This is a genomic window from Mycobacterium bulgaricum (assembly GCF_041287165.2).
In the GTDB taxonomy this organism is placed as follows: Bacteria; Actinomycetota; Actinomycetes; order Mycobacteriales; family Mycobacteriaceae; genus Mycobacterium; species Mycobacterium bulgaricum.
Genome location: NZ_JBGGKV020000004.1, coordinates 35,978 through 47,356 on the forward strand (window position 1 = coordinate 35,978; position 11,379 = coordinate 47,356).

The following is an 11,379-nucleotide window of genomic DNA, read 5'->3' on the forward strand; positions in this document are numbered from 1 at the left end:
CGGCCTCAGTTCTTCAGCAGACTGGCCGCGTCCACACTCGCCGACCGGCGCGTGCGGAAGATGGTCATGATGATGGCCAGTCCGATGACGACCTCGCACGCGGCGACCACCATCGTGAAGAAGGCCACCACTTGGCCGTCGAGGTGACCGTGAATGCGGGAGAACGCGACGAATGCCAGATTGCCGGCATTGAGCATCAGCTCCACGCACATGAACATGACGATCGCGTTGCGGCGCAACAACACTCCGGCGGCGCCGATCGTGAACAGCAGTGCCGAGAGGTAGAGGTAGTTATCGGGATTCACGGCCGTTCCTCACCGCCCTCGTCGTTGTCCGGCACTGGGCGCACCTGCAGAATCGCGCTCACGGAAAGCTCTGAGCCCGACCCGTCGGGCAGTCGTGCGGGGACGTCGACGGCGTTGTGGCGCGCGTACACACCGGGATTCGGCAGCGTGGTGGGATGTCCGCCGGGAGCGAAACGTTCGATGGCAAGTTCACGCTGAGTCTTGCGGCGTTCGAACCGTTCCCGGTGTGCAAGCACCATGGCACCGAGCGCAGCCGTGATCAGCAGCGCGCCGGTCAATTCGAAGGCCCACAGGTACTGCGTGAAGATCAGGGCCGCCAGACCTTCGACATTGCCGTCTGCGTTGGCCTGCTCCAGGCCGACGAAGCCCGCCACCGACACGTTGCCGATTCCCGCGATGAGCAGGATGCCGAATCCGAGCCCCACGGCGATCGCCGCGATGCGTTGTCCGCGAATGGTTTCGACCAGTGATTCCGAGGAGTCGACCCCGATGAGCATCAGCACGAACAGGAACAGCATCATCACCGCGCCCGTGTAGACGACGATCTGCACCACCCCCAGGAACGGCGCATCCTGGGCGATGTAGAGCACCGCCAGCGCGATCATGGTGGTGGCCAGCGACATCGCCGAGTACACCGCCTTCGGCGCCGCGACGACACCGAGCGCACCGACCACCGACACCAGGGCCAGCACCCAGAACAGGATGGTCTCGGTCACCTGATGCCCTCGGTCGCCGCCGGCGCTGCCGATTCAGGCGCGATGGCGCCGAGGACATTGCCGCGGTAGTAGTCCTCGTCGGTCGTGCCGGGCTGCATCGCGTGCGGGGGAGACTCCATACCCGGCGTGAGCGGCGCCAGTAGTTTGTCCTTGCCGTAGATCAGGTCGGCGCGATTGTCGTCGGCCATCTCGTAGTCGTTGGTCATCGTCAGGGCGCGGGTGGGGCATGCCTCGATGCACAGGCCGCATCCGATGCAGCGCAGGTAATTGATCTGGTAGACCCGCCCATAGCGTTCCCCCGGCGAAAAGCGCTCGGCCTCGGTGTTGTCGGCCCCCTCGACGAAGATCGCGTCCGCTGGGCAGGCCCATGCGCACAGCTCGCATCCGATGCACTTCTCCAAACCGTCGGCGTATCGGTTGAGTTGGTGGCGGCCGTGGTAGCGCTTGGCGACAGGGCCCGGCTTCTCCGGATACTCCTCGGTCACCGGCTTTTTGAACATGGAACCGAACGTGACGCCGAATCCGGCGACGGCATCGAGGAACTTAGGCATCAGCGTGCTCCTTCACCGGTAGCGGCGGCACCGGGAAGGCCCCGCCGTCCGCCGACTGGATTGGGGGGACCGGTGCGGTCCGGGTGCTTCTGGCGCGCAGTCGTCGCCAACCGATCACGGCGGCAAGGACGACGACGACGATGGCCAGACCGATCAGCGCGGTGGCCCACGCCTGGTAGCCCTGGTTCTGCAGGGTGTGCGTGGTCGCCACGACGGCGATCCAGCCCAGGGAGACGGGAATGAGGATCTTCCAGCCCAGTGCCATGAACTGGTCGTAGCGCATCCTGGGAAGCGTGGCGCGGAGCCACATGAAGAAGAACAGGAAGAGCCACACCTTGGCGGTGAACCACAGCAGCGGCCACCACCCGGAGTTCGCGCCTTCCCAGATACTGATCGGCCACGGCGCACGCCAGCCACCGAGGAACAGTGTGGTTGCCAGAGCCGACACCGTCGTCATGTTCACGTACTCGGCGAGCATGAACATCGCGAACTTCAGCGACGAGTATTCGGTGTGGAAGCCGCCGACGAGTTCGCCTTCGGCTTCAGGCAGATCGAAAGGTGCACGGTTGGTTTCGCCGACCATGGAGGTCAGGTAGACCAGAAACGACGGGAGCAGAAGGAAGATGTACCAGGTGTTCTCCTGCGCCGCGACGATCCCCGAGGTCGACATCGTGCCCGAGTAGATGAACACCGCCGCGAACGACAACGCCATCGCGATCTCATAGGACACCACCTGCGCCGACGACCTCAGCCCACCGAGCAGCGGATACACCGAACCCGACGCCCACCCGGCGAGCACGATGCCGTACACCCCGATCGAGGTCACCGCCAGGATGTACAGCACCGCGACCGGGAGATCGGTGAGCTGCAGCGCCGTGCGGTGTCCGAAGACCGACACCTCGCCGCCCAACGGGATCACCGCGAACGCCATGAAGGCCGGGATCACCGAGATCACCGGGGCGGCAAGGTAGATCCACTTATCCACACCCGCTGGTACCAGGCCTTCCTTGAGAGCAAGCTTGACGCCGTCGGCCAGCGACTGCAACAAGCCCCGGGGGCCCACGCGATTCGGCCCGAACCGCAACTGCATGCGGCCCAGGATCTTTCGTTCGATGAGGATCGCCGACAAGACGGTCAGCACCAGGAACCCGAAGATGCCGACGGATTTGGCGAGGATCAGCCACCACGGGTCATGGCCGAACAGCGTCGGATCCGGATAGGTCATCGGCTTGCCCGTCCTATCGAGACCACGGCACCCATAGACACCCCCAGCGTCTGATGCACATGGCTACCGGGGGAGTTCAGCGGCAACCACACGACTCGATCGTCCATGTCGGTCACCTCCAGCGGGAGAGTGATCGCGCCACGGTGGGTGCGGACCGTGACCAATTCCCCGGGTTCCACGCCGATCTCGGCTGCCGTGGACGCCGACAGGCGCGCGGCGGGGGTGCGTGCGGTACCTGCCAGATAGGGTTCGCCGTCCTGGAGCCGGCCGGCGTCGAGCAGCATGCGCCACCCGGTCAGCACCGCCTGACCCGCGGCCGCGGCCACCGACGGCAGGTCGACCTGTGGGAGCTCTTTCCGAACGCCCGACCACATCCCGAGGCGGGCACGTTCGGCGGCGGCGGCCGCCGCCGTGGGGATGCCGAGATCCACCCCGATCTCGTCGGCCAGGAAGTTCAACACCCGCAGGTCGGTAACGGCGTTGGTCTGCAGAGATGGCTCGAACGGTCGAACACGGCCTTCCCAGTTGATGAAGGAACCCTCCTTTTCGACCACGGGAGCCACCGGGAACACGACGTCGGCACGCTCGGTGACTGCGCTGTGGCGCAGCTCCAGGCTCACCACGAACGGGGTGTTGTCGAGTGCGGCCAGTGCGGCGCCGGGGTCCGGCAGATCGTCCAGTTCGACCCCGCCGATGAGAAGAGCGGCCAGTGTGCCGTCGAGGGCGGCGTCCAGAATCCCCGCGGTGTCCCGCCCTGCGGTGTCGGGCAGTTGGTCGACATTCCATGCCGCCGCAGTCTGTTCGCGCGCTGCGGCGTCATCGGCGGGGCGCCCACCGGGAAGGAGGTTCGGCAGCGCGCCCGCCTCAAGCGCGCCTCGGTCGCCGGCGCGGCGCGGGATCCAGGCGATCCGCGCCCCGGTGGCTCGGGCGAGGCGCGCGGCGGCCGTCATCGCCCCCGGGGATATGCCCAGCCGCTCGCCGACCAGGATCAGCGCTCCCGGCATCGCGAGAAGGTCGTTGTCGGCAAGACCATCGAGGGCACCCGCCTCGGCTCCGGGCGCCGACCTGACCAGCGTGCCGGACAGCTTGCCGAGACCGCGGGTGGCGAACGGCGCCACCGACAACACCCGGACCCCGTGCTTACGCACTGCTTTACGCAGCCGCAGGAAGACGATCGGCGACTCCTCCTCGGGTTCCAGCCCGGCCATCAGGACAGCCGGCGCCTTCTCGATATCTGAGTAGGTGACCGTCATCGGCTGCCCTGCGATGTGCGCGGCCAGGAACGCGGCCTCTTCGGCACTGTGCGGCCGCGACCGGAAGTCGATGTCGTTGGTGTCCAGCACGATCCGGGCGAACTTCGAGTATGCGTAGGCTTCTTCGGAGGTGCAGCGGCCACCGACGAGCACACCGGTGCTGCCTTCGGCCTCGATCAAGCCCGTGCTCGCGACGGTGAGCGCCTCCGACCACGAGGCGGGGCGCAGTTCGCCGTTCTCGCGCACCAGCGGTGTGGCGATCCGGTCACCGACGGTGGCGTAGGTGAAGGCCCACCGGCCTTTGTCGCAATTCCACTCTTCGTTGACCTCGGGCTCGTCGCCGGCGAGACGGCGCAACACTTTTCCGCGCCGATGATCGGTGCGCTGCGCGCATCCCGACGCGCAGTGCTCGCAGACGCTGGGGCTGGACACCAGGTCGAAAGGCCGCGCCCGGAAGCGGTAGGCGGTACCGGTGAGCGCGCCCACCGGGCAGATCTGGACGGTGTTGCCGGAGAAGTAGGACTGGAACGGCTCACCGGGTGCGATGCCGACTTGTTGACGTGCACCGCGTTCCAGCAGATCGATGAAGCGGTCGCCCGCGATCTGATCGGAGAACCGGGTACACCGGGCACACAGGACGCAGCGCTCGCGGTCGAGTAGCACCTGGGAGGAGATGTTGATCGGTTTCGGGAAGGTGCGCTTGACATCGTCGAAGCGGGTTTCGCTCCGCCCGTTAGACATTGCCTGGTTCTGGAGCGGGCACTCGCCGCCCTTGTCGCAGACGGGGCAGTCCAGCGGATGGTTGATGAGAAGCAGCTCCATCACACCGTGCTGCGCCTTGTCCGCGGCCTCAGAGGTGTACTGCGTGCGCACGACCATGTCCGGTGCGACCGTGGTGGTGCACGACGCCAGCGGTTTGCGCTGACCTTCGACCTCGACCAGGCACTGCCTGCAGGCCCCGACCGGGTCGAGCAGAGGATGGTCGCAGAAGCGGGGGATCTGCACGCCCATCAGTTCCGCGGCCCGAATCACCAAGGTGCCCTTGGGCACGGTGATCTGGTGGTCGTCGATGGTGAGCGTCACCATCTCGACCGCCGGTGCGTCGCGGCTGCTCTCAGCGAGCGTCATGCACCCACTCCTTCCGGTGCGGCGAGCATCGATGCGTACGGGTCGAACGGACAGCCGCCGGTCAGGTGGGCCTCGTACTCGCTGCGGAAGTACTTGATCGACGAGACGATCGGGCTCGCGGCGCCATCGCCCAGTGCGCAGAACGACTTCCCAAAGATGTTGTCGGCGATGTCGAGCAGCTTGTCGACGTCGGCTTCCGTGCCCTCCCCGGTCTCCAGCCGTTCATAGATCTGCGCCAGCCAGTACGTTCCCTCACGGCATGGCGTGCACTTGCCGCAGGACTCATGCGCGTAGAACTCTGTCCAGCGGCGCACCGCACGCACGACGCACGTCGTCTCGTCGAAGATCTGCAAGGCTTTCGTGCCCAGCATCGAGCCCGCCGCGGCCATTCCCTCGTAATCCAGTGGCACGTCGAGGTGTTCGGCGGTCAACAGCGGGGTGGACGAACCACCGGGCGTCCAGAACTTCAGTTCATGACCAGCGCGCACCCCACCCGCGTAGTCGAGCAGTTCACGCAGCGTGATGCCCAGCGGCGCCTCGTACTGACCGGGTGTCGTGACGTGTCCCGAAAGCGAGTACAGGGTGAATCCAGGAGATTTCTCCGAACCCATCGAGCGGAACCAGTCGACGCCATTGAGAAGGATCGGCGGCACACTGGCGATGGATTCGACATTGTTGACCACCGTCGGGCAGGCATACAGGCCCGCGACCGCGGGGAAGGGCGGCCGCAACCGGGGCTGCCCCCGCCTGCCTTCCAGTGAATCCAACAGCGCGGTCTCTTCGCCGCAGATGTAGGCGCCCGCGCCGGCGTGCACGATGAGCTCCAGGTCGAATCCCGAGCCGTGGATGTCGGGCCCCAGGTGCCCGGCGGTATATGCCTCGGCGACCGCGGCCTGCAAACGCCGCAGCACCGGGACGACCTCGCCGCGCAGGTAGATGAACGCGTGGTGTGCCCGGATGGCATAGGCCGCGATGATCGCCCCTTCGACCAGGAAGTGCGGCGTCGTCATCATCAACGGAATGTCCTTGCAGGTACCGGGTTCCGATTCATCGGCGTTGATCACCAAGTAGTGCGGCTTGGCGGCGGCACCCTCGTCGCCCTGCGGGATGAACGACCACTTCGTGCCCGTCGGGAACCCCGCGCCGCCGCGTCCACGCAGCCCGGAGTCCTTGACCGTGGCGATCACGTCGTCAGGATCCATCGCCAGCGCCCGCTCGAGCGCCTGATATCCGCCATGGCGCTGATACGTGTCCAGCGACCACGGTTGCGGCTCGTCCCAGAACCGGCTCAAAACCGGCGTCAGTGGAGTCATGGCGCGGCCTTGGGGTCGGTCTCCGGCGTCGACGAGCGCGCCGGGACGCTGGCCTCGGGTGCAGGGGCGGGTTCGTCGGCGACGGAATCCGCAGCCTCGGCCTGTTCGTTCCCGCCGCCTGGTGTCGAATCCGACGGGGTACCGGCGTCGGGCGCCGACATGTCGTGCTCCCGCGCGTACCGCAACCCGGCCAGCGTGGCGTCGCCTACGGGTCCTGCACCCAGTGGATCCGAACTTGGCAGCCCCGCAAGGATTCTCGCGGTCTCTCGGAACGTGCACAGCGAACCGGAGCGCAACGGTGTCGGTTGCTCACCGGCCAGCAGCGCATCGACGAGGTCGCGGACCGACGACGGAGTCTGGTTGTCGAAGAAATCCCAGTTCACCATGACCACGGGGGCGTAGTCGCAGGCGGCGTTGCACTCGACGTGCTCCAGGGTGATCCTGCCGTCGGCAGTCGTCTGTCCGGGCGCAATGTCCAGATGGCCTTCCAGGCTCTCCAGAATTGCGTCACCGCCCATGATCGCGCACAGGGTGTTGGTGCAGACGCCCACGAGGTACTCGCCGGTGGGGGTGCGGCGATACATGGAATAGAACGTCGCCACCGCCGTGACCTCGGCATCGGTCAGGCCCAATTGCCCGGCGCAGAAGCTGATTCCGGCCGGCGTCAGGCAGCCGTCCTCGGCCTGTACGAGGTGGAGCAACGGCAGCAGCGCCGACCGTGATTGCGGATAGCGCCCGATGATGCCCGCCGCGTCGGCCGTCAGCCGTGCCGCGACATCGGTGGGGTAGGTGGCGGGGCCGTGGATCGGCGGGCCTGGTTCGTCGGGCCGCTGCCCGAGATCGAGGAATACCGTCACTCCAGCACCCTTCTCTCCGCCCAGACGCTCATCAGCGGTCCACTCCGCCCATTACCGGATCGATCGACGCCACCGCGGTGATCGCGTCTGCCACCATGCCGCCTTCGCACATCGCCGCCACCGCCTGCAGATTCGTGAACGACGGGTCGCGGTAGTGCACCCGGTAGGGCCGCGTGCCGCCGTCAGAGACCATGTGGACGCCGAGCTCGCCGCGCGGCGACTCGACCGCGACATACACCTGGCCCGCCGGCACCCGAATGCCCTCGGTCACCAGCTTGAAGTGATGGATCAGGCCCTCCATGGAATGGCCCATGATCTTGGCGATGTGTTCGGGCGAATTGCCCAGCCCATCGGGCCCCACCTTGAGATCGGCGGGCCACGCCAGCTTCTTGTCGGTGATCATCACCGGTTCACCGGCCGTACGCTCCAACCGCTCGACGCACTGCTCGACGATCTTGATCGACTCGCGCATCTCCTTGACCCGGATGAGATAACGCCCGTACGAATCGCACTGGTCATCGGTGATGACGTCGAAATCGTATGTCTCGTAACCGCAATACGGCTGTGCCCTGCGCAGGTCGTGAGGCAGACCGGTGGAGCGCAGGACCGGGCCGGTGATGCCCAACGCCATGCATCCGGTGAGATCGAGGTAGCCGATGCCCTGCGTGCGGGCCTTCCAGATGTAGTTCTCGTTGAGCAGATTCTCCATGTCGCGCAGGCGTGTGGGGAGAAGCTTGAGCAGATCGCGAACCTGGGGAAGACCCTCTTCGGGAAGATCGGCGGCCACCCCTCCCGGGCGGATGTAGGCGTTGTTCATCCGCAACCCGGTGATGGTCTCGAACACCGACAGGATCAGCTCGCGTTCGCGGAAGCCGAGGAACATGGCCGTCATCGCGCCCAGTTCCATACCACCCGTGGCCAAAGCGACCAGGTGACTGGAGATCCGGTTGAGTTCCATCATCATCACGCGGATGACCGATGCCCGTTCAGGGATCGCGTCGGTGACACCGAGGAGCTTTTCCACCCCGAGGCAGTACACCGTCTCGTTGAAAAACGGTGACAGGTAATCCATTCGGGTGACGAATGTGACCCCCTGCGTCCAGGTGCGGTATTCGAGGTTCTTCTCGATTCCGGTGTGCAGGTAGCCGATTCCGCAACGCGCTTCGACGATGGTCTCGCCCTCGATTTCGAGGATGAGCCGCAACACACCGTGCGTCGACGGATGCTGAGGTCCCATGTTGACGACGATGCGCTCGCCGGCATGCTCGGCGGCGTTCTCCCGTGCGGCAGTGACCACTTGATCCCAGTCCTGGCCTCCGACGACGATGAACCGTTCGGGCTTCTGCGATGTGGTCATCAGTGGTAGGCCCTCCGCTCGTCGGGGGGCGGGATCTCGGCGCCGTGGTACTCCACCGGAATGCCGCCGAGCGGATAGTCCTTCCGCTGCGGGTGGCCCACCCAGTCGTCGGGCATCTCGATGCGGGTCAGCGACGGGTGGCCGTCGAAAATGATGCCGAAGAAGTCGTAGGTCTCGCGCTCGTGCCAGTCGGTGGTCGGGTACACGCGGAACAGAGACGGGATATGCGGATCGCTGTCCGGCGCGGCCACTTCCACGCGGATGCGGCGATTGTGGGTGATCGACATCAGGGGATAGGCCGCATGGAGTTCGCGGCCGGTGTCACCGGGGTAGTGCACGCCGCTGACACCCAGGCACAGTTCGAATCTCAACGCGGGATCGTTGCGCAGCGTCTGCGCCACCTCGACGAGTCGTTCTCGGTGCACCTCAAGGGTGAGCTCGTCACGGTAGACGATTACGCGCTCGATGGATTCGGCGAACGTATCCTCGCCGAGCGCGGCGGACAGCGCATCGACGACCTCGTCGAAATAGCCTCCGTACGGGCGCGGGGTGCTTCCGGGCAGGGCCACCGGGCGGATCAGCCGACCGTAGCCCGAGGTGTCACCCGAGCCCCGCGCGCCGAACATGCCGCGTCGTACGCCGATCACCTCGGGGCCGTCATCTCCGGCGTCGTCGGCCGTGTTCGCGCTCACCTCAACAGACCTTTCAGCTCGATCGTCGGGGTCACCGCCATCGCCGCTGTTTCGGCCTCCCTGATGGCCTCCTCGCGATTCACGCCGAGCGGCATCTCCTGAATCTTGTCGTGCAGTTTCAGGATTGCGTGCAGCAGCATTTCCGGTCGGGGCGGGCATCCGGGCAGATAGATGTCGACAGGCACCACGTGGTCGACGCCCTGCACCACGGCGTAGTTGTTGAACATTCCGCCCGACGACGCACACACGCCCATGGCCAACACCCACTTGGGTTCGGCCATCTGGTCGTAGATCTGACGCAGGACCGGTGCCATCTTCTGGCTCACCCTGCCTGCCACGATCATCAGATCGGCCTGCCGAGGCGTCGCCGAGAAGCGCTCCATGCCGAAGCGGCTGATGTCGAACCGGGGGCCCGCGGTCGCCATCATCTCGATCGCGCAGCAGGCAAGGCCGAACGTCGCCGGCCAGAGCGATCCTTTGCGGACGTACCCCGCGACCTTCTCGACCGTCGACAGCAGAATGCCGCCGGGCAGCTTCTCCTCTAGTCCCATTGCAGGCCTCCCCGGCGCCACACGTAGGTGTAGGCCACGAACACGATGACCATGAAAAGCAGCATCTCGACCAGCGCAAACAGGCCGAGGCTGTCGAACGCCACCGCCCACGGATAGAGAAAGACGATCTCGATGTCGAAGACGATGAACAACATCGCCGTCAGGTAGTACCTGATCGGGAACCGCTGCCCGGTCGCGGCGGCGGCGGGATCGGAGGCGTCCATCGGCTCGATGCCGCATTCGTAAGCCTCGAGCTTCGCGCGGTTGTAGCGCTTCGGGCCGATCAGCAACGCGATCCCGACCGATCCGATCGCGAATGCAGCAGCTATCGCACCAAGCACCAGGATCGGCGTGTACAGATTCATACTGCGCAGCAGCTCCTCGGGGGCTGTCCATGTGAGCTAGCCCACAGCCTAGCCCTGTTTTTGATGCAAACCACACATTTTGGTTAGTATCGCTACTGGCGCCGTTCGGTGATATCTCACTGCCTCGAATAGGCAAGTGCAGCAGCAATTTTCGCTGTGATTGCGCCTAGACGGCGGGGCGCAGGAGCGACACGACCGCATCGCCCAACCGGATCGGGTCGATCGGGTGCGGAACAGCGGCCTCGGCGCGGGACCATCGCGCCAGCCACGCATCGTCCGGGCGTCCGGTCAGGACCAGTACCGGTGGGCAATCGTCGATCTCGTCCTTGAGCTGCTTGGCGATTCCCATCCCCCCGACAGGAGTGGCCTCGCCGTCGAGGATCGCCAGGTCGAAGCCGCCTGCGTCCATCTGCCGGATCACCATCGGACCGGTGGCGACCTCGACATAGCTCAGTTCGGGCAGTGTGGGATGGATTCTTCTGCCCAGCGCGAGCTGGACCTGCTCCCTGGTTCGCGGGTTGTCGCTGTAGACGAGGATCCGCAGAGGTCCCGTCGTCCGCGATGGCTCGGGGGAGGGCACAGCCATGCGCGCGATGGTAGCCGTGCGCAGCAGCGACGGCTTTCGACTTTCGGAAAATGATTGTCGCGGAGGATCTTCGGAGTCTGTCGCCGGTGTCAATCCGGCCCCGACAGCAGCGGCCGGATCTCCGCTGGATCGAAATACTCGTCGATGCGTGTGATCAGTCCGTCGCTGCCGACTTTGATCACGATGCACACCCGCATGGCGATCGCGGGTCCTGTGTGGGTGGTGGCATGCAGAATGTGCTGCTGGACGAAGCCGCCCTCGAAGTACCGGCGATCCAGAATCTCGTAGCGCCGGTTGCTGGTGGTGGTGATGAACCAGTTGATGATCTTGACCGAGCGCCGGTGGTCGTTGTCCCGTGTGTCGCCGCTCTTCCACACCGCGACATCAGGGCTGAACAGCTCGGCGACCGCATCGATGTCGCTGCGTTCGATCGCGCCGAAAAGCCGGTCGGCGATGCCTGCCTGGGTTTCCTTCACGGTG

General features: G+C 65.6%; 13 protein-coding genes. All 13 read right to left on the reverse strand.

The window, feature by feature from the left end:
- Nucleotides 1-5 precede the first annotated feature (5 nt).
- Nucleotides 6-305 carry an NADH-quinone oxidoreductase subunit NuoK gene (nuoK, locus tag ACAG24_RS13315; RefSeq protein WP_024444731.1) on the reverse strand — a complete coding sequence of 100 codons (300 nt, stop codon included), beginning with the start codon at nucleotides 303-305 and terminating at the stop codon, nucleotides 6-8.
- Nucleotides 302-1,021, reverse strand: a complete 720-nt coding sequence (locus ACAG24_RS13320) for an NADH-quinone oxidoreductase subunit J (RefSeq protein WP_445206188.1) — start codon at nucleotides 1,019-1,021, stop codon at nucleotides 302-304. Before ACAG24_RS13320 ends, nuoK begins: the two co-directional genes overlap by 4 nt.
- A complete protein-coding gene (gene nuoI, locus ACAG24_RS13325) occupies nucleotides 1,018-1,572 on the reverse strand; it encodes an NADH-quinone oxidoreductase subunit NuoI (RefSeq protein WP_370472713.1) in 555 nt (184 codons plus the stop codon). The genes ACAG24_RS13320 and nuoI overlap by 4 nt, the downstream gene beginning before the upstream one ends.
- A complete protein-coding gene (gene nuoH / locus ACAG24_RS13330) occupies nucleotides 1,565-2,797 on the reverse strand; it encodes an NADH-quinone oxidoreductase subunit NuoH (protein WP_370472714.1) in 1,233 nt (410 codons plus the stop codon). The genes nuoI and nuoH overlap by 8 nt, the downstream gene beginning before the upstream one ends.
- A complete protein-coding gene (locus ACAG24_RS13335; RefSeq protein ID WP_370472715.1) occupies nucleotides 2,794-5,178 on the reverse strand; it encodes an NADH-quinone oxidoreductase subunit G in 2,385 nt (794 codons plus the stop codon). The genes nuoH and ACAG24_RS13335 overlap by 4 nt, the downstream gene beginning before the upstream one ends.
- Nucleotides 5,175-6,491: an NADH-quinone oxidoreductase subunit NuoF gene (nuoF, locus tag ACAG24_RS13340; protein WP_370472716.1), complete on the reverse strand. Its 1,317-nt coding sequence runs from the start codon at nucleotides 6,489-6,491 to the stop codon at nucleotides 5,175-5,177. The genes ACAG24_RS13335 and nuoF overlap by 4 nt, the downstream gene beginning before the upstream one ends.
- On the reverse strand, nucleotides 6,488-7,348 hold the full coding sequence (gene nuoE, locus ACAG24_RS13345) for an NADH-quinone oxidoreductase subunit NuoE (RefSeq protein ID WP_370472717.1): 861 nt from the start codon (nucleotides 7,346-7,348) through the stop codon (nucleotides 6,488-6,490). Before nuoE ends, nuoF begins: the two co-directional genes overlap by 4 nt.
- A 31-nt stretch (nucleotides 7,349-7,379) precedes the next feature.
- Nucleotides 7,380-8,705, reverse strand: coding sequence for an NADH dehydrogenase (quinone) subunit D (gene nuoD / locus ACAG24_RS13350; protein ID WP_370472718.1), 1,326 nt, complete (start codon nucleotides 8,703-8,705; stop codon nucleotides 7,380-7,382).
- Nucleotides 8,705-9,397 carry an NADH-quinone oxidoreductase subunit C gene (locus ACAG24_RS13355; protein WP_370472719.1) on the reverse strand — a complete coding sequence of 231 codons (693 nt, stop codon included), beginning with the start codon at nucleotides 9,395-9,397 and terminating at the stop codon, nucleotides 8,705-8,707. Before ACAG24_RS13355 ends, nuoD begins: the two co-directional genes overlap by 1 nt.
- Entirely contained in the window at nucleotides 9,394-9,948 is a 555-nt protein-coding gene (locus ACAG24_RS13360) for a NuoB/complex I 20 kDa subunit family protein (RefSeq protein ID WP_370472720.1), read from the reverse strand. Before ACAG24_RS13360 ends, ACAG24_RS13355 begins: the two co-directional genes overlap by 4 nt.
- Nucleotides 9,939-10,313, reverse strand: coding sequence for an NADH-quinone oxidoreductase subunit A (locus tag ACAG24_RS13365; protein WP_370472721.1), 375 nt, complete (start codon nucleotides 10,311-10,313; stop codon nucleotides 9,939-9,941). Before ACAG24_RS13365 ends, ACAG24_RS13360 begins: the two co-directional genes overlap by 10 nt.
- Before the next feature lie 166 nt (nucleotides 10,314-10,479).
- Nucleotides 10,480-10,899 (reverse strand): Rv3143 family two-component system response regulator, encoded by a 420-nt coding sequence (locus ACAG24_RS13370; RefSeq protein WP_370472722.1) that lies wholly within the window; start codon nucleotides 10,897-10,899, stop codon nucleotides 10,480-10,482.
- An 89-nt stretch (nucleotides 10,900-10,988) separates the two neighbouring features.
- Entirely contained in the window at nucleotides 10,989-11,375 is a 387-nt protein-coding gene (locus ACAG24_RS13375; RefSeq protein ID WP_370472723.1) for a nuclear transport factor 2 family protein, read from the reverse strand.
- Between the last annotated feature and the right edge of the window lie 4 nt (nucleotides 11,376-11,379).